This is a genomic window from Taklimakanibacter deserti (assembly GCA_003574785.1).
Genome location: QORU01000012.1, coordinates 83,578 through 100,657, shown reverse-complemented (window position 1 = coordinate 100,657; position 17,080 = coordinate 83,578). Strand labels below are relative to the sequence as shown.

Below are 17,080 nucleotides of genomic sequence, written 5' to 3'. Positions count from 1 at the left end.
CTCGCAAAGACGGGAAAGGCTCTAGGTGAAAGGTTCGGAGCGGTCAATGGCAGTGAAGACTATCGTCCGGGAACTCTATGAAGGCTCGAGCAACCGGGCGCATCGCTTTCGCTATGCCCTCATCTGCTTCGACATCGCGACGATCGTCTTCCTGATCGTGTCGTCCTTCCTGCCCCGTACACCGCTCATCGGGGTGCTCGACGTCATCATCGGCCTCATCATCCTGGCCGATTTCCTGGCGCGCTTCTGGATCAGCCGCAACCGGGCCTCCGATCTGATGAACCCGGCCAATCTCGCCGATATCGTGGTCATCATATCGTTGCTCGCCCCCTTGGCCGGCGAGGGTCTCGCCTTCCTGCGCGTGGCCAGGATCTTGCGCATCATGCGCTCGCCCCTGGTTCTCTTGCGGATGCGGCGGGATTCCCGCCTCTTTCGCGAGAACGAGCAGACGGTGATGGCCGCCCTCAATCTCGGCCTCTTCATCTTCGTCGCCACGGCGATCGTCTATGAAAGCCAGCGCGGCCTCAATGAGCACATCACCAACTATGCCGATGCGCTCTATTTCACCGTCTCGACGCTCACCACCACCGGCTTCGGCGACATCACGCTGCAAGGCCATTGGGGCCGGATGCTCTCCGTCCTCATCATGATCTTCGGCGTGTCGCTGTTCCTGCGCCTCATCCAGATTCTGATCCGGCCGCACAAGGTCGAGCACAAATGCCCGGACTGCGGGCTCAGGCGGCACGATGCCGATGCCGTCCATTGCAAGCATTGCGGCCGCGTCCTCCATATCGAGGACGAGGGGGCGGTCTAGCTAGCGGCCCTTCCGCACGGCATCGACGCTGAGCGGGCCAGGACCCGCAATGGCGAGATAGAGGAAGATGAAGCAGAAGAGGATCGCGGCGACCCCGCCATTCTGGGCGGGATAGAAGCCACGTGGGAAATGCGCGATGAAATAGGCGAAGGCCATGAGCCCCGAGAGCACGAAGGCGGAGGCCCGGCTGTAAAAGCCGACGAGCAGCGCGAAGCCCAGGATCAACTCGAGGAGCCCCGCCGTCCAGGACAGCGAATAAGCGGGCGGCACCTTGTCGGCCACGGGGAAGCCCAAGATCTTCTGGGTGCCGTAACTGAACAGCACCAGTGCTGCGACGATGCGCAACAAGCTCAGCCCATAGGGACGATATTTTTCCATCGGAAATCCTTGTTGATGACGTCCCGTCGTAAGGCGATGGCTTGAACCCCGCCACTCACTTGGCATCACTGTTGTGTTATCGGCTAGCTGCCAAAGCCTTCCCAGAAGGCGCGCGCCTTGGCGAAGAAGCCCTCCGATTCAGGCGAGTTGTTGCGGGCTTCCTTGTCGAACTCCTTGAGGAGCTCGCGCTGGCGGCGCGACAGGTTGACCGGCGTCTCGACCGTCACCTGGATATACATGTCGCCCATCTGCGTGGAGCGCAGGATCGGCATGCCCTTGCCCTTGAGACGGAACTGCTTGCCGGCCTGGGCGCCTTCGGGAATCGAAACGCGCGCCTTCTTGCCGTCGATGGTCGGCACTTCGATATCGCCACCGAGTGCTGCGGTGGTCATCGAGACCGGCACCTTGCAGAAGAGATCGGCGCCATCGCGCTGGAAGAACTCATGCGGGCGGACCGACAGGAAGATGTAAAGATCGCCGGCCGAGCCGCCGCGCAGGCCGGCCTCGCCTTCACCGGCAAGCCTGATGCGCGTGCCGTCCTCAACACCCGCCGGAATGTTCACCGACAGCGTGCGCTCGCGCGTGATGCGGCCCTGCCCTGAGCAATTTCCGCACGGGTCGGAGATCACCTGGCCGCTGCCATGGCATGTCGGGCAGGTACGCTCGACGGTGAAGAAGCCCTGCGACGCCCTGACCGCGCCGGCGCCGCCGCAGGTGCCGCAGGTCTTAGGGCTCGAGCCGGGCTTGGCGCCGGTGCCCTTGCAGACCTCGCATTGGGTCGCCGTCGGCACCCGGATCTGGGCCGTCTTGCCGGAAAAGGCCTCGGTGAGGCTGATCTCCATATTGTAGCGCAGGTCGGAGCCGCGCGCGGCGCCGGACCCTCTGGCCCCGCCGCGTCCGCTACGGCCACGTCCGCCGCCCATGAACTCGCCGAACAGATCCTCGAAGATGTCCGACATGGAGGAGGTGAATTCGGGGCCGAAGCCGGGGCCAGGACGGCCACCCATGCCGCTTTCGAAGGCCGCATGGCCGAAACGGTCATAGGCCGCCTTCTTCTGCGGATCCTTGAGGACATCATAGGCTTCGTTGATTTCCTTGAACTTGTGATCGGCCGTCTTGTCGCCCGGATTGGCATCGGGATGATATTGCTTGGCAAGTTTGCGGTAGGCGCTCTTCAGCTCCTTATCGTCGGCGCCCTTATGGACGCCCAGAATTTCGTAATAGTCACGCTTGGCCATGCCGACCCGTCCGCCCAGCTCTAATTATCGCAGGTTCTTTGCCAGGTCCTAAAGCGAATCCTCCCCCCCGCGCGAGCGGGGAGAAGGTGCTTCAGACCGTTGCAGGCCATCTCCGTCAGGCCGACTTCTTGGAGTCGTCGTCCTTGACCTCGGTGAAATCGGCATCGACGACATCGTCGGCGCCACCCTGGCCGCCGGCGGCGCCGGCATCCGCGCCATCACCGCCGCCCGGCTGCTGGCTCTGCGCCTTATAGAGCGCCTCGCCAAGCTTCATGGCGGCCTGCGCCAGGGCATTGGTCTTTTCCTTGATCGCCTCGACATCCGAGCCTTCCATCACCGATTTGAGATCGGCAATGGCGGTCTCGATCGTCGACTTGTCGGCGTCGGAGATCTTGTCGCCGAGCTCGCCCAGCGACTTGGTGGTCGAATGGATCAGGCTCTCGCCGTGGTTCTTGGCCTCGACCAGCTCCTTGCGCTTCTTGTCCTCGGCGGCATTGGCTTCGGCGTCCTTGACCATCTTCTCGATCTCCGTGTCGGAGAGACCGCCAGAGGCCTGGATGCGGATCTGCTGCTCCTTGTTCGTCGCCTTGTCCTTGGCCGAGACATTGACGATGCCGTTGGCGTCGATGTCGAAAGTGACCTCGATCTGCGGCACGCCGCGCGGTGCCGGCGGCAGGCCCATGAGATCGAACTGACCCAGGAGCTTGTTGTCGGCCGCCATCTCGCGCTCGCCCTGGAAGACGCGGATCGTCACGGCGGTCTGATTGTCGTCAGCCGTCGAGAAGACCTGGCTCTTCTTGGTCGGAATGGTGGTGTTGCGCTCGATGAGACGGGTGAACACGCCGCCCAGGGTCTCGATGCCGAGCGAGAGCGGAGTAACGTCGAGAAGCAGGACGTCCTTCACTTCGCCCTTGAGCACGCCGGCCTGGATCGCGGCGCCGATCGCCACGACCTCATCCGGATTCACGCCCTTGTGCGGCTCCTTGCCAAAGAACTGCTTCACCGTCTCGATGACCTTCGGCATGCGGGTCATGCCGCCGACGAGGACGACCTCGTCGATATTGCCGGCGGTGACGCCGGCATCCTTCAAGGCCTGGCGGCAGGGCTCGACCGTCTTCTGGATGAGATCATCAACCAGGGCTTCGAGCTTGGCGCGCGTCAGCTTGAGGGTGAGATGCTTCGGACCCGTCTGGTCGGCGGTGATGAAGGGCAGGTTGATCTCCGTCTGGGTCGAAGACGACAATTCGATCTTCGCCTTTTCGGCCGCTTCCTTCAGACGCTGCAGAGCGAGCTTGTCCTTGCGCAGGTCGATGCCCTGCTCCTTCTTGAACTCGTCGGCGAGATAATCGACGATGCGCATGTCGAAATCTTCGCCGCCCAGGAAGGTGTCGCCGTTGGTCGACTTCACCTCGAAGACGCCGTCGCCGATCTCGAGAATGGAGATATCGAAGGTGCCGCCGCCCAGGTCATAGACCGCGATGGTGCCGGCTTCCTTCTTGTCGAGGCCGTAGGCGAGAGCGGCCGCCGTCGGCTCGTTGATGATGCGCAGAACCTCGAGGCCGGCGATCTTGCCGGCATCCTTGGTCGCCTGGCGCTGGCTGTCGTTGAAATAGGCGGGAACGGTGATGACCGCCTGGGTGACGGTCTCGCCCAGATAGCGCTCCGCCGTCTCCTTCATCTTCTGGAGGATATAGGCCGAGATCTGGGAGGGCGCGTATTTCTGGCCGCGCGCTTCGACCCAGGCATCGCCATTGTCCGCCTTCACGATCTGATAGGGGACGAGCTTCTTGTCCTTCTCGACCATCGGGTCATTCCAGCGCCGTCCGATCAGGCGCTTGATGGCGAAGAATGTGTTTTCCGGATTGGTGACCGCCTGGCGCTTGGCCGGCTGGCCTACGAGTATCTCGCCGTCGGCGTTAAGCGCGACGATCGAGGGGGTGGTACGCGCCCCTTCCGCGTTCTCGATGACCTTGGGCTGTTTGCCCTCCATCACGGCGACGCAGGAATTGGTGGTGCCGAGATCGATCCCGATGACTTTTCCCATTTACAAAACCTCCTTGCGGCAGACCCTGGTGGAAGCCCACTGCGGCACTTCCGCCCCGGACTTCAGGGGTGCGGGTCCCCAATTAAAGTTTGACCGGGCGGCCCTGATTTCCAGGGAAACCCGGCGTTCACGGGCTATATAAGGTTGGAAACCGGGCCTATCAAGTTTTGGTGAAAGGAAAAATGGCCCGGTCCACCGCCGTTTTCGGGTGGTCCGAACGGACCTTAAGCCCTATCCAGCCGGGAAGCTGGCGGTCGGCTGCCGAAACCCGAATAAAAGGCTTTGTGATCGAAAGAAAGACATGACAAGCGGGCTCAAGCATCTGCCCGGCTATTTCGACCGGGCCGCCCAGGAAGAGCTGGTCGCCTTATTGCGGGAAGCGCTCGCCAAGGCACCCCTCTATACGCCGGTGATGCCGAAAAGCGGCCGGCCGCTTACGGTGCGCATGAGCAATCTGGGCTCTCTCGGCTGGGTGTCGGACCGGGGCGGCTACCGCTATCAGCCGACCCATCCCGAAACCGGCCAGCCCTGGCCCGCCATCCCCGGCCCGGTGATGGCGGTCTGGCGCAAGGTCGCCCAATATCCGCATGAGCCCGAGGCCTGCCTCGTGAACTACTATCGCGAAGGCGCCAAGCTCGGCCTGCATCGCGACGAGGATGAGGAGGATTTTGCCGCCCCTGTCGTGTCGGTCTCGCTCGGCGACACCGCCATCTTCCGCATCGGCGGGCTTGAGCGCCAAGGCAAGACCGAGACGCTCAAGCTTTCATCCGGCGATGTGCTGGTGCTGGGCGGCCCCTCGCGCCTGCGCTATCACGGCATCGACCGGGTGCTCAGCGGCACCTCGACGCTCCTCAAGGATGGCGGGCGGCTCAACCTCACCCTGCGCAGGGTGACCAAGCCATGACGAGCGCCGGCTATTCCGGAACCCCGCTGTGGAAGAAGCTCGGCTTCAAGCCGGGCATAACCGTCGCCCTCATCGATCCGCCCTCTCACTATGAAAGCCTGCTTCCGGACCGGCCGAAAGACATGCGCTTCGGCAAAAGCGCGAAGGGCAGCGATGCCATCCACCTCTTCATCTCCGACGCCTCGGGCCTCAAGCAGATCGCCGGCCTGGCGGCCCATCTACCGCCCGCCACCATGCTCTGGGTGTCCTGGCCGAAACTGTCCTCATGCCTTTCCACTGGCCTGCGCGAGGATGATATCCGCGACGCGGCGCTGGCCGCGGGGCTGGTCGACATCAAGGTCTGCGCCATCGACCAGGATTGGTCCGGCCTCAAGCTCACCCGCCGCAGGAAATAGATCAGACCGAAGCCAGCGCCGCCACCTCGCGGCGGAAGGGCAAAGCATCGCCGATATCGGCCTCATCGAGCTCGCGCGCGAAGCGATGGCCGGCATAGGTCGCCCAGGCAATGGGGCCCGGCGCCTCGGCATCGCCGATCACCCTGATGCCGCGAATGCCGTTAGCGGCCCATTCGTTCTGCCGCGACTTGAGCTCGCGCCAGAGCTGGTCCTCAGGCGAGCGCGAGGTGACCAGGACGACGGCATCGGCGGCAAGATCGCGCGGAGCTCCGGTATAGACGCAGGCCGTCGCAATCCCGCCCGCCGCGAGCCGCGTCACGTAGCGGTTGAGCTCGATCTCGACTCCGAGCTTCGCGAGCCGCCGATGGATGGCGCCCTGCTCCAGCGTGTTGCGTGTCCAGTCGGAGACATAGGCGGACGGCGTCACCAAAGTGACTTTGGCGCCGTGCTCGACCAGAAGCTCGGCCAGCACGCCGCCCATGTAATAGTGATCGTCGTCGAACAGCACGACTTGGCCCTTAGGGATTTGGCCCGCCATCAGGTCGTCCGGGGTGAAGACGGAAACCGTCCCATCGCTCGGCATCGGCACGACATGGGCGCGCGCGACGCCGTCGCGCCGCCAGGTCGAGCCGGTCGCCAGAGCGACTTGCTGGAAGCCGAAGGACAGGATGTCGTCGGCGGTGAGGCGGCTGTCGAAATAGACCTCGACATTCGCCATGCGCTTGAGCTGGTGGGCGCGGTAATCGCGCACCCGGCCCCAGGCTGAGAGGCCCGGCAGCTTGCATTCTCTGGCGACCCGGCCACCGAGCTCCGCCCCGGCCTCGGCCAGCGCCACCTTGTAGCCGCGCTCACCCAAGGCACGCGCCGCCTCGAGGCCGGCGGGGCCTGCGCCCACCACCAGGACGCTTTCCGATAAGCCCTTCGTCTTGATGCGTTCGGGATGCCAGCCTTTGCGCCATTCCTCCATGAAGGTCGGATTCTGGGTGCAGCGCGAAATCGACATGGTCATGTCGCCGGTGATGCAGATGTTGCAGCCGATACATTCGCGGATGTCCTCGATGCGGCCCTCCTCCACCTTCCTCGGCAGGAAGGGATCGGCAATCGAGGGCCGGGCACAGCCGATGAAATCGAGCGTGCCGGATTTGATCATCCGCACCATGACATCGGGCGAGGTGAAGCGGCCGACGCCGACGACGGGCTTCGAGGTGAGCTTCTTGATGCCGCGGACGAGGTCTTCTTGCGCTCCCTCCTCCTTGAAGCGCGAGGGGCCGGAGCAATCCTCCCAGGCGCCATGGGCGAGATCCCACAGGTCGGGGAGATCGCCATGCATTTCGATCAGATCGCGGACCTCGGCATTGGCGAAGCCGAGCTCGCCCACCATCTCGTCGAGCGACAGCCGCAAAGTGATGCCACAGGCATCACCGATCGCGTCGCGCGCTTCCGCCACCAGTTCGCGCATCAGGCGCGCGCGGTTTGCGAGCGAGCCGCCATAATCGTCATTCCGCTGGTTGGTCGCCCGCGACAGGAAATGCTGGATGATGCCGAAGCCGTGCGCGCCATAGAGGCAGACGAGATCGAAGCCCGCGATCCTCGCCCGCTTGAAGGCGTTCCGGTGCCAGCGGATGAGGTCGCTTATATCCTCCTTGTCCATGGCGCGCGCCTGGACCGGATCGTTGGTGAAGGTGCGGATCGGCAAGGCGGTCGGTCCGCGCGGCACTTCCTTGCTGTAGAGGTTGGGGCCGTTGATGCCGGAATAAGCGAGCTGGATGCCAGCCAGCGCGCCATGCTCATGCATGGCGTCCGCCATGCGCGCGAGCGCCGGGATATCGGCATCATCCCAGAGGCGCAGCTCGATGAAGGGCGTGATCTCGGAGGTGTGGTGAAGCTCGGTCTGCTCGGTGAAGACGACGCCCCAGCCGCCTTCCGACTTCGTGCGGCGCATCTCGGCTGCGGCCGAGGGGTCGCGATAGCCCCCGCCATTGCAATGCGGGACCTGGTAGAACCTGTTCTTGGCGGTCACCGGCCCTATCGCCAAGGGCTCGAACAGAATGTCGTAGCGCGGGTCGCGCATGATCTCCCTCTCCGGCAGGCGGCGACTTCAATTTATTCAGGATTGATCGCACGGGGCCGGTACTCGGAACAATATTCTTTTCCGTGCCTGCGCTTCCATAATCCGAAACCGGTGAGTCCGGGTGCCTTGGTCTAGTCGTCGCCTTCCTCGAAGGCGCGCTTCAGATCCTCCGGGCGGGGTGCCGAGATGATGTTGTAGCCTGAATCCACATAGTGGACTTCGCCGGTGACGCCGCCCGACAAGGGCGACAGGAGGTAGAGCGCCGCACCGCCGACCTCATCGAGGGTCACGGTGCGCCGGAGCGGCGAATGGCGCTTCTGGAAATTGAACATGGCGCGCGCATCGCCGATACCGGCGCCGGCCAGCGTGCGCATCGGCCCGGCGGAGATCGCATTCACCCTGATGCCGTGCGGGCCGTAATCGGCGGCGAGATAGCGCACCGACGATTCGAGGGCGGCTTTCGCCACCCCCATCACATTGTAGTTCGGCATCACCCGCACCGACCCGCCATAGGTGAGGGTCACCAGCGAACCGCCCTTCGGCATGAGGGCTGCAGCCTTGCGCGCCACCTCGGTGAAGGAGAAGCACGAGATGATCATGGTGCGGACGAAATTGTCGCGGCTGGTATCGGCGTATTTGCCCTTGAGCTCGGCTTTTTCTGAAAAGGCGATCGCATGCACGACGAAATCGAGCGAGCCCCAGGCCTTGCCGATGGCGGCGAAGGCCTCGTCCACTGTCGCGGGATTTTCAACATCGCAAGGCAGGATCAGCTTCGAGCCCAGCGTCTCGGCGAGCGGCTTCACGCGCCGCCCAAAAGCTTCGCCCTGATAGGTGAAGGCGAGCTCGGCGCCATGGTCGTTGAGCGTCTTGGCGATACCCCAGGCGATCGAATGGTCGTTCGCCACCCCCATGACGAGGCCGCGCCGGCCCTTCATCAAACCGTTTGTCATCACTCCCCTAAACTCCCGATCGCTTCAGGCCTGTCTCACCCGGAACGCCTGAATGCCTGTCGCTGCAATATTGTCCACGCTCTAGCCGTTGTAGCGTTGCAGGGCCAACGTCGCATTGGTGCCGCCGAAGCCGAAGCTGTTCGAGATCGCCACATTGACCTCCACATTGTCGCGGCGCTCGCGCACAATGGGGATGTCGGCGAAATCCGGATCGAGCTCCTCGATATTGGCGCTCTCGCAAATGAACCCGTTCTTCATCATCAGCAGGCAGTAGATCGCTTCCTGCACGCCGGTCGCGCCCAGCGAATGACCGGTCAGCGACTTGGTGCCCGAAATCGCCGGAATGTCCTTGCCGAAGACCTCGCGAATGGCCTCGATCTCTTTCTTGTCGCCGATCGGCGTCGAGGTGGCGTGCGGATTGATGTAGTCGACCTTCTCCTTCACCGTGGCGAGCGCCTGGCGCATGCAGCGCGCCGCGCCTTCGCCCGAAGGCTGGACCATGTCATAGCCGTCGGAGGTGGCGCCGTAGCCCACGACCTCGCCATAGATCTTGGCGCCGCGGGCCTTGGCATGCTCGAGCTCCTCAAGCACGACCGTGCCGGCGCCGCCGGCAATGACGAAGCCGTCGCGGTTCTTGTCATAGGCGCGGGACGCTTTTTCCGGCGTCGCGTTGAATTTCGTCGACATGGCACCCATGGCGTCGAAGAGCACCGACAAGGTCCAATCGAGCTCTTCGCCGCCGCCGGCGAGCATGATGTCCTGCTTGCCCCACTGGATGAGCTCGGTGGAATTACCGATGCAATGGGCCGAGGTCGCGCAAGCCGACGAGATCGAGTAATTGACGCCCTTGATGCCGAAGGGCGTCGCAAGGGTCGCCGAATTGGTGCTCGACATGGCGGCTGGAACGGCAAAGGGACCGACACGCTTCGGGCCTTTCTCGCGCGCGGTGTCGGCGGCGCTCACGATGGTGCGGGTCGAGGGCCCGCCCGAACCCATGATGATGCCGGTGCGCTCGTTCTTGACGTCTTTCTCCTCCAGGCCCGCATCGGTGATGGCCTGGCGCATCGCCACCCAGTTCCAGGCCGCACCATCGCCCATGAAGCGGCGCACGCGACGGTCGACGGCGCTGTCGAGATCGAGCCTCGGAGCGCCATGCACCTGGCAGCGAAAGCCGAGCCGCGCATAGTCGTCCGCCTTCACGACACCGGACTTGGCCTCCCGGAGCGACGCCAATACTTCCTGGGCATTGTTGCCAATGCTCGAAACGATACCGATACCGGTGACAACGACACGGCGCATGACGGTTTTATGCCTCCCTCAGGCCTGTGCGGGCTTGAACAGACCGACGCGCAGATCGGCCGCTGTATAGATAGTCTCCCCATCCGCCTTGAGAAGTCCATCAGCAATGCCGAGATTGAGCTTGCGCAGAATGACGCGCTTCAAATTGACGACATATTCCACCTTCTTGACGGTGGGGACGACCATGCCGGTCAGTTTCACCTCACCGACCCCAAGGGCCCGACCTTTGCCCTGGGCGCCCAGCCAGCCCATGAAGAAGCCAAGCATCTGCCAGAGAGCATCGAGGCCGAGGCAGCCCGGCATGACGGGATCGCCCGGAAAATGCGGCGGGAAGAACCAGAGATCAGGTTTAATGTCCAGTTCTGCGACAATCTGGCCCTTCCCATATTCCCCGCCGTCCTCGGAAATATGAGTGATGCGATCCAGCATCAGCATCGGCGGCAGTGGCAATTGGGCATTGCCCGGGCCAAAAAGGTCGCCGCGGGCGCAGGCAATCAACTCATCGTAAAGAAAACGCGATTTCCGTTCGGCCATCTTGTTCCGCTATTCCGCTCCCACTGCTCCAAACACCGCGAACAGCTTCCTAACACACCGATCCCCGGCATGAAAGACGAACGGTTTGGCCACCAAAATACCCATTTTAGGCACCATTGCAGGCTAGGGTCAGAATTCGCTATAATTGACCTTCAGGATTCAAAGGTTAATTGATGAACTTAGAGACTGTTGCGACCAAATTGCGCGGGGCGGGCCTGCGCCCGACACGCCAGCGCCTGGCCTTGGCCGAAATCCTTTTCGGCGCTGGCGACCGCCATATCACGGCCGAGCAGCTGCATGCCGAGGCGGTCGCCGCGCGCGTGCCGGTGTCGCTTGCCACCGTCTACAATACCCTCAACCAATTCACCGAAGCAGGCCTCCTGCGCGAAGTGGCCATCGAGGGCGACCGCACCTATTTCGATACCAATACGTCCAATCATTATCACTATTATGTCGAGCATGAGGGCCGGCTGTTCGACATCGAGTCCACCAGCCTCGCCATCAAAGGCCTTCCCGAACCGCCGCCCGGCATGGAAGTCGGCCGGATCGACATCATCGTCCGGCTCAAAGCGCGCGTTTCGAACTAGCTGAACCGACCTGGGTTGGCCGACTCTTCGCCTGCTGTGGCCGCGAGGTCAGCAAGGAAAATCTCCGGTGTATCAGCGGCGAAGAAGCTTTCCCGGTCCCGGCCCCCTGCCCGTTCGCGCGCCGCTTCCGAATTCAACCTGAGCCTGTCTCGCATTTAGGTTGTTGACAGCCTATCTCTCGACCTGTTCGCCCGGATAGGCGCCCCAGAGCATGGGCTGGGCGATCCAGCCCTGATAGCCCGAGGCATTGAGCCGGCACCAGTCGCCGGTACAGTCCTCGAGCGTGGCCACAACGCCCGCCTTGACCATGGCGACGAGGCCCCCGGACATGTCCGGGGTAGCATACATCGGCACCGCTTCCTGCTTGCGCCAGGGCGCCACCAGCGCCATGCGCTTGCCGGACAGCATGCTCTGATAGACCCAGCCTTCCTCGCCGTCACTGTCGCGGATGCGCCGCCAGTTCTCGAACTCGGCGGTGATCTCGACGGGCAGGCCCTTGCGCTGATAGACCCAGGCGACCTGATGCTCGCTCGAGGGGCCGCGCCTCACATTGATCTTGTCGGCCTTGAGGGAAACGAATCGCGGCAAGGGCAGGCCGGAAGGCCCGACCGGCTTGTCGACGGCGGAGGTCGAGCCCGTGATCTCGGCCGAGACCTGGGCCGAAGCGCCGGAACTGCGCGATTGCCCAGCCATCAGGGACCACGCCGTGGCCACGGCGATGGCAATACAAGCAAACCCCAGAATCGCCGATCCGATTCTGCGCCGCGTCGCGGCTGATTTGACCATATGCATACCCCTCGGTCGATGCACGGCCGCCCCGGCCCTTGGACTTGTCTTTACCATGCCCTCTGCTAGAGAGCAGATGTCGTCTACACGAGCCGGACAACGATCTTATAACCCTTTCGCCTAGCCTTGGCTATGCAAGGTTAAGATTATCTCAAAGTCCGGCCTCGCGGAGTTACATTTTATGTCCAAGCGCAAACCCCTGGTCATCGTTACCCGCAAGCTGCCCGACGTGGTCGAGACCCGGATGATGGAGCTGTTCAACGCCAGGCTCAATTCCGACGACCATCCCTTCAGCCGGCAGGAGCTGATCGAGGCGGTGCAGCAGGCCGAGGTGCTGGTGCCGACCGTCACCGACCGCATCGACAAGGCGGTGATCGGCCAGGCGGGCGATCAGCTCAAACTCATCGCCAATTTCGGCACCGGGGTCGACAATATCGATGTCGAGACGGCGGTCGCCCGCGGGATCACGGTCACCAACACGCCGGGCGTCCTTACCGAGGATACCGCCGACATGACCATGGCGCTCATCATGGCCGTCGCCCGGCGCGTCACCGAAGGAGCCTCCGTCATCGGCCCCGACAACAGCTGGCAGGGCTGGTCGCCCACCTGGATGCTCGGCCACCGCATCTGGGGCAAGAGGCTCGGCATCATCGGCATGGGCCGTATCGGCCAGGCGGTGGCCAGGCGCGCCAAGGCTTTCGGCCTCCAGATCCACTATCACAACCGCAAGCCGGTCCATCCCCGGATCGCCGAAGAGCTCGATGCGACCTATTGGGAAAGCCTCGATCAGATGCTGGCGCGCATGGACATCGTCTCGGTCAATTGCCCGCATACGCCCGCTACCTATCATCTCCTCTCGGCCAGACGGCTCAAGCTCTTACGCAAGGACGCCATCATCGTGAACACGGCGCGCGGCGAGGTGATCGACGAAAATGCGCTGGCGCGGATGCTGGAAGCGGGCGAGCTCGGCGGCGCGGGGCTCGACGTGTTCGAGCATGAGCCCGCCGTCAATCCCAGGCTGCTCAAGGCCAAGCGGGCCGTCCTCTTGCCCCATATGGGCTCGGCCACGATCGAGGGCCGCATCGACATGGGCGAGAAGGTCATCATCAACATCAAGACCTGGGTCGACGGCCACAAGCCGCCCGACCGCGTGCTGCCGTCGATGCTGTAAGTCTCAGGCCGGCTTTTCGGCGTCCGAGACGATCTCGATCTGAACCGGCTCGTTCGGCACCGGGCGGATTTTCACCCGCTTGACCCGCCGCGGATCGGCTTCGAGAATCTCGAATTCGACCCCGCTCGCATGGCGCAGCAATTCGCCGCGCACCGGCACGCGCCCGAACATCGAGAAGATGAGACCGCCCAGCGTGTCGGTCTCCTCATCGCGCTCCTCGGGCAGGAAGTCGACCGTCAGGAGCTTCTCGAGCTCCTCGAGATCGGCGCGGGCATTTGCCGTGAAAGTGCCGTCGCTGTTCTTGACGATGAGCTCCTCGTCCGAATCATGCTCGTCGGAAATATCCCCGACAATCTCTTCGACCAGGTCCTCGATCGAGACGAGACCGTCGGTGCCGCCATATTCATCGACGACGATCGCCATATGGATATGGGTCGACTGCATCTTGATCAGGAGATCGGCTGCCGGCATCGAGGGCGGCACGAACAGCACCTCGCGCGCAATGCCGGTCGCGCCCACCTCGGTGGCGAGGTCGGTCGCGTTAAGCGATAGAGCGCTTATGCCGATCACGGTTTCCTTGGCGGCCTTCTTGCGCCGGGCCTTGTTGCCCTTATCGGTCAGCCAGCGCACCAGATCCTTGATATGGATCATGCCGGAGAGATCATCGAGGCTCTCGCGATAGACCGGCATGCGCGAATGGTTGGCATCGATGAAGCGCTCGAGCAGCTCCCTGATCGACTGGCTCGCCTCGATGGCCACGATGTCGGCGCGCGGCACCATGACGTCATCGACCCGGAGATCGGCGAACTTGATGAGATTGAGCATCATCGAGCGCGCTTCGGCGCGCATGCCATCGACGGGATTCTGGGCGTCGTGGTTGGCGATGACGCCCTCAAGGCTCTCGCGCAAGCTCGCGTCGCGTTCGGGGGAGAACAGGCCCTTCAACCTGGCGAGCAGGCTGTCGGGCTTGGGAGAAGGGGAAGGGTCGCTCATGCGTTATAGGGATCCTTGACGCCAAGTCCGGCCAAGATGGCGATCTCGGCCCGCTCCATGCGCCTGGCATCCCTTTCCTCGATATGGTCGAACCCAAGGAGATGCAGGGTTCCGTGAACAATGAGATGGGTCAAATGTGACGTCAAAGGCTTTCCTTGTTCCTCCGCTTCGCGAGCCACTGTCCCCACTGCCAATATAAGATCGCCCAGCGGTCTTGGTTCTCCTTCCGGCACATTCTGTGTCTGTGGCGCCGGGAACGACAAGATGTTGGGCGCATAGTTCTTCCCGCGCCATTCGGCGTTCAGTCTACCCGCCTCCGCATCGCTCGCAAAGAGCACGCTGACCTCGACATTATCGTCGGCGCCGGCGTGCTCGAGCGCCGCCCCGATGGCGCGCTCGGTGAGCCGTTCAAGATCCGTGACACGCGCCCACGCGTCATCGGTGATGTCGATCGCGGCAATCATTTCTGCGGGCGGTGGCGCGCGACCTTCTCGGTGTGCTTGTCATAGGCGGAGACAATGCGCCCCACCAGCGCGTGACGCACGATATCGGCAGCGGTGAAGGCGATGTGCGAAATGCCGTCGACCGATTTCAGGATCGCCAGCGCATCATCGAGGCCGGAGCTGACGCCGCCCGGCAGATCGACCTGAGAGGGATCGCCCGTCACCACCATGCGGCTGCCTTCGCCGAGACGGGTCAGGAACATCTTCATCTGCTGCGGCGTCGTGTTCTGCGCCTCGTCGAGGATGATGAAGGCGGATGCGAGCGTGCGGCCGCGCATGAACGCCAAGGGCGCGATCTCGATCGTGTTCTCGGCGAGGCCCTTCTGCACCAGCGGGGCCGGCATCACATCATAGAGCGCGTCATAGAGAGGCCTCAGATAAGGATCGACCTTTTCCTTCATGTCGCCCGGCAGGAAGCCCAGCCGCTCTCCCGCTTCGACCGCGGGGCGCGACAGGACGATACGGTCGACCTCGCCGTTCATGAGGGCGGCAGCGGCGCAGGCCACCGCCAGATAGGTCTTGCCGGTGCCGGCGGGCCCGGTGCCGAAGACCAGCTCATGCTTGCGAATGGCCGTGACATAGGCCTTCTGCATCGGGGTGCGCGGCGTCACCAGCTTGCGCCTTGTGCGCACCGAGGACTCATCGGCAGCACCGTCGCCGCCCGTCGACAGATTCATCCGGATGGCGCCCTCGACATCGCCCTTCGTGACCTCGAGACCACGGCGCACCCGCTCATAGAGTGTCGTCAGGACCATCTGGGCATTGTCGCGGGCGACTTGCGGTCCCTTCACCGAGATCCGGTTGCCGCGCGGCGTGATGTCGACGCCGAGACGGTGCTCGATCAGCGCCAGATGCTCGTCATGCTCGCCGAAGAGCGGGGTGAGCAGGCGGTTGTCGTCGAAAACCAGCGTGGTGATGTCTCGATCTTCCGCCATGGAGCCAGACCTTGATCCGGCGACGTCACGGGCATTGGCGCGCGAACTCAAAGAGATGGAGCTCCTTCAGTAGCGGTTCGGGATGGGAGAATCACTGGCATCTAGGCTTGAATATGGGCCGAAAGGCTGTTCGATCCAACAGCGTCGATGGTCACGTTCACCATGTCCCCAATACCATGTGTCCCGGCGTCAATATACACGCTTTGCAAATAGGGTGAACGGCCCACCATCTGGCCCGGATGGCGGCCGGGCTTCTCCAGGAGAATAGGCATTTCTCGTCCCAGGCAGGCCTGGTTGAAGGCCTGCTGCTGGGTTCCAAGAAGCGCCTGGAGCCTCGCCAGGCGGTCGGACTTGACCTCGTCCGGAACCTGGGCCGCCATTTCCGCCGCAGGCGTCCCGGGCCGCGGCGAATATTTGAAGGAGAAGGCCGAGGCATAGCGCGCCGCGCGGACGATGGCGAGCGTGGCTTCGAAATCGGCCTCGCTCTCGCCCGGGAATCCGACGATGAAATCGCCCGACAGCGCGATGTCGGGACGCGCCTTGCGGATACGGGCGATGAGCTTCAGATAATCTTCGGCGCTATGGCCGCGATTCATGTCCTTGAGGATGCGGTCCGAGCCCGCCTGGATGGGCAGATGCAGATAGGGCATCAGCTTCGAAGTCTCGGCATGGGCGGCAATCAGATCATCCGACATGTCGCGCGGGTGCGATGTTGTGAAGCGCAAACGTTCCATGCCATCGATGCGTGACAGATGTGTGATGAGGCGCGCCAAAGGCCAGTTCTCGCCGTCCGGCCCCGCGCCATGATAGGCATTCACATTCTGGCCGAGCAGCGTCACCTCGCGCACGCCCGCCTCGACGAGGGCACGCGCCTCAGCTTCGATCTGGGCGACGGGGCGCGAGAATTCGCTGCCGCGCGTATAAGGCACGACGCAGAAGGTGCAGAATTTGTCGCAACCCTCCTGAACGGTGAGGAAAGCGGTGACGCCGCGCTTCGGCATGGCCTTCGCCAGATGCTCGAACTTGTCTTCCGCCGGAAACTCGGTCTCGACGACCGGCTTTCCCGATATGGCATGGGCTTTCAGGAGCTGGGGCAGGCGATGATAGGTCTGCGGGCCGAAGACGAGATCGACGGCCTTCTGGCGGCGCACGATCTCCTCGCCCTCGGCCTGCGCCACGCAACCCGCGACGGCGATCACCGGCGCCCTGTCGTTGCCGCGACGCTCTTCCTTCAGGCGGCGCAATTTGCCGAGCTCGGAATAGACCTTCTCGGCCGCCTTCTCGCGGATGTGGCAGGTGTTGAGGATGATCAAATCGGCATCCTCCGGTTCCCCCGCGGCTTCATAACCCAGGGGTGCCAAGAGATCGCCCATGCGCTGGCTGTCATAGACATTCATCTGACAGCCATAGGATTTGATATGGACCTTCTTCACAGCGTCCTATTCCAAACAAGAAGCGGGGCGTGGTCTAGACCATTT

The 17,080-nt window shown here is 63.2% G+C and carries 17 protein-coding genes; 5 read left to right on the top strand and 12 right to left on the bottom strand.

From position 1 onward, the window contains the following. Window positions 1-46 precede the first annotated feature (46 nt). On the top strand, window positions 47-814 hold the full coding sequence (locus DS839_RS24260; protein WP_119273077.1) for an ion channel: 768 nt from the start codon (window positions 47-49) through the stop codon (window positions 812-814). Here DS839_RS24260 and DS839_RS24255 read toward each other — a convergent pair whose 3' ends face one another. The 3 genes from DS839_RS24255 to dnaK form a co-directional block, all read right to left on the bottom strand. After that, a complete protein-coding gene (locus DS839_RS24255; protein ID WP_119273076.1) occupies window positions 815-1,192 on the bottom strand; it encodes a DoxX family protein in 378 nt (125 codons plus the stop codon). 83 nt (window positions 1,193-1,275) lie between these two features. Then, entirely contained in the window at window positions 1,276-2,430 is a 1,155-nt protein-coding gene (gene dnaJ / locus DS839_RS24250; protein ID WP_119273075.1) for a molecular chaperone DnaJ, read from the bottom strand. A 115-nt stretch (window positions 2,431-2,545) separates the two neighbouring features. After that, a complete protein-coding gene (dnaK, locus tag DS839_RS24245; RefSeq protein ID WP_119273074.1) occupies window positions 2,546-4,474 on the bottom strand; it encodes a molecular chaperone DnaK in 1,929 nt (642 codons plus the stop codon). Between the two features lie 301 nt (window positions 4,475-4,775). On the opposite strand from dnaK, the gene DS839_RS24240 reads away from it, so the two are divergent. Together DS839_RS24240 and DS839_RS24235 are read left to right on the top strand one after the other, a co-directional pair. Then, entirely contained in the window at window positions 4,776-5,378 is a 603-nt protein-coding gene (locus DS839_RS24240; RefSeq protein WP_119273073.1) for an alpha-ketoglutarate-dependent dioxygenase AlkB family protein, read from the top strand. Continuing rightward, window positions 5,375-5,773 (top strand): DUF3052 family protein, encoded by a 399-nt coding sequence (locus DS839_RS24235; protein ID WP_119273072.1) that lies wholly within the window; start codon window positions 5,375-5,377, stop codon window positions 5,771-5,773. Before DS839_RS24240 ends, DS839_RS24235 begins: the two co-directional genes overlap by 4 nt. A 1-nt stretch (window position 5,774) precedes the next feature. On the opposite strand, the gene DS839_RS24230 is transcribed toward DS839_RS24235, so the two are convergent. The 4 genes from DS839_RS24230 to fabA all read right to left on the bottom strand — a co-directional run bounded on the left by DS839_RS24230 (window position 5,775) and on the right by fabA (window position 10,627). Beyond that, window positions 5,775-7,844, bottom strand: coding sequence for an oxidoreductase (locus tag DS839_RS24230; protein WP_119273071.1), 2,070 nt, complete (start codon window positions 7,842-7,844; stop codon window positions 5,775-5,777). A gap of 131 nt (window positions 7,845-7,975) precedes the next feature. Next, window positions 7,976-8,794, bottom strand: a complete 819-nt coding sequence (gene fabI / locus DS839_RS24225; RefSeq protein ID WP_119273070.1) for an enoyl-ACP reductase FabI — start codon at window positions 8,792-8,794, stop codon at window positions 7,976-7,978. 81 nt (window positions 8,795-8,875) lie between these two features. Then, complete coding sequence (gene fabB / locus DS839_RS24220) at window positions 8,876-10,093, bottom strand: beta-ketoacyl-ACP synthase I (protein ID WP_119273069.1); 1,218 nt, start codon at window positions 10,091-10,093, stop codon at window positions 8,876-8,878. 18 nt (window positions 10,094-10,111) lie between these two features. Further along, window positions 10,112-10,627, bottom strand: coding sequence for a bifunctional 3-hydroxydecanoyl-ACP dehydratase/trans-2-decenoyl-ACP isomerase (gene fabA / locus DS839_RS24215; RefSeq protein WP_119273068.1), 516 nt, complete (start codon window positions 10,625-10,627; stop codon window positions 10,112-10,114). 173 nt (window positions 10,628-10,800) lie between these two features. Here fabA and irrA point away from each other — a divergent pair, with 173 nt between their 5' ends. After that, window positions 10,801-11,214, top strand: a complete 414-nt coding sequence (gene irrA / locus DS839_RS24210) for an iron response transcriptional regulator IrrA (RefSeq protein WP_119273067.1) — start codon at window positions 10,801-10,803, stop codon at window positions 11,212-11,214. A 171-nt stretch (window positions 11,215-11,385) separates the two neighbouring features. Here the strand turns inward: irrA and DS839_RS24205 are convergent, their stop codons facing one another. Further along, window positions 11,386-11,907 carry an SH3 domain-containing protein gene (locus DS839_RS24205; RefSeq protein ID WP_119273256.1) on the bottom strand — a complete coding sequence of 174 codons (522 nt, stop codon included), beginning with the start codon at window positions 11,905-11,907 and terminating at the stop codon, window positions 11,386-11,388. A gap of 274 nt (window positions 11,908-12,181) precedes the next feature. On the opposite strand from DS839_RS24205, the gene DS839_RS24200 reads away from it, so the two are divergent. Continuing rightward, window positions 12,182-13,171 carry a 2-hydroxyacid dehydrogenase gene (locus DS839_RS24200; protein ID WP_119273066.1) on the top strand — a complete coding sequence of 330 codons (990 nt, stop codon included), beginning with the start codon at window positions 12,182-12,184 and terminating at the stop codon, window positions 13,169-13,171. Window positions 13,172-13,174: 3 nt separating this feature from the next. Here the strand turns inward: DS839_RS24200 and DS839_RS24195 are convergent, their stop codons facing one another. From DS839_RS24195 to miaB, 4 genes are all read right to left on the bottom strand, one after another. Next, window positions 13,175-14,164, bottom strand: a complete 990-nt coding sequence (locus tag DS839_RS24195; RefSeq protein WP_119273065.1) for a hemolysin family protein — start codon at window positions 14,162-14,164, stop codon at window positions 13,175-13,177. Continuing rightward, a complete protein-coding gene (gene ybeY, locus DS839_RS24190; protein WP_119273064.1) occupies window positions 14,161-14,628 on the bottom strand; it encodes an rRNA maturation RNase YbeY in 468 nt (155 codons plus the stop codon). Before ybeY ends, DS839_RS24195 begins: the two co-directional genes overlap by 4 nt. Beyond that, on the bottom strand, window positions 14,625-15,602 hold the full coding sequence (locus DS839_RS24185; RefSeq protein ID WP_119273063.1) for a PhoH family protein: 978 nt from the start codon (window positions 15,600-15,602) through the stop codon (window positions 14,625-14,627). The genes ybeY and DS839_RS24185 overlap by 4 nt, the downstream gene beginning before the upstream one ends. Before the next feature lie 101 nt (window positions 15,603-15,703). Beyond that, on the bottom strand, window positions 15,704-17,035 hold the full coding sequence (gene miaB, locus DS839_RS24180) for a tRNA (N6-isopentenyl adenosine(37)-C2)-methylthiotransferase MiaB (RefSeq protein WP_368911879.1): 1,332 nt from the start codon (window positions 17,033-17,035) through the stop codon (window positions 15,704-15,706). Between the last annotated feature and the right edge of the window lie 45 nt (window positions 17,036-17,080).

Coding starts and splice junctions, on each gene's coding strand:
- fabA (WP_119273068.1), bottom strand. CDS start 10,627: ATGGCCGAACGGAAATCGCGTTTTCTTTACGATGAGTTGATTGCCTGC.
- fabI (WP_119273070.1), bottom strand. CDS start 8,794: ATGACAAACGGTTTGATGAAGGGCCGGCGCGGCCTCGTCATGGGGGTG.
- DS839_RS24235 (WP_119273072.1), top strand. CDS start 5,375: ATGACGAGCGCCGGCTATTCCGGAACCCCGCTGTGGAAGAAGCTCGGC.
- DS839_RS24205 (WP_119273256.1), bottom strand. CDS start 11,907: ATGGCTGGGCAATCGCGCAGTTCCGGCGCTTCGGCCCAGGTCTCGGCC.
- DS839_RS24195 (WP_119273065.1), bottom strand. CDS start 14,164: ATGAGCGACCCTTCCCCTTCTCCCAAGCCCGACAGCCTGCTCGCCAGG.
- DS839_RS24230 (WP_119273071.1), bottom strand. CDS start 7,844: ATGCGCGACCCGCGCTACGACATTCTGTTCGAGCCCTTGGCGATAGGG.
- dnaJ (WP_119273075.1), bottom strand. CDS start 2,430: ATGGCCAAGCGTGACTATTACGAAATTCTGGGCGTCCATAAGGGCGCC.
- DS839_RS24185 (WP_119273063.1), bottom strand. CDS start 15,602: ATGGCGGAAGATCGAGACATCACCACGCTGGTTTTCGACGACAACCGC.
- DS839_RS24255 (WP_119273076.1), bottom strand. CDS start 1,192: ATGGAAAAATATCGTCCCTATGGGCTGAGCTTGTTGCGCATCGTCGCA.
- ybeY (WP_119273064.1), bottom strand. CDS start 14,628: ATGATTGCCGCGATCGACATCACCGATGACGCGTGGGCGCGTGTCACG.
- irrA (WP_119273067.1), top strand. CDS start 10,801: ATGAACTTAGAGACTGTTGCGACCAAATTGCGCGGGGCGGGCCTGCGC.
- DS839_RS24260 (WP_119273077.1), top strand. CDS start 47: ATGGCAGTGAAGACTATCGTCCGGGAACTCTATGAAGGCTCGAGCAAC.
- dnaK (WP_119273074.1), bottom strand. CDS start 4,474: ATGGGAAAAGTCATCGGGATCGATCTCGGCACCACCAATTCCTGCGTC.
- fabB (WP_119273069.1), bottom strand. CDS start 10,093: ATGCGCCGTGTCGTTGTCACCGGTATCGGTATCGTTTCGAGCATTGGC.
- DS839_RS24240 (WP_119273073.1), top strand. CDS start 4,776: ATGACAAGCGGGCTCAAGCATCTGCCCGGCTATTTCGACCGGGCCGCC.
- DS839_RS24200 (WP_119273066.1), top strand. CDS start 12,182: ATGTCCAAGCGCAAACCCCTGGTCATCGTTACCCGCAAGCTGCCCGAC.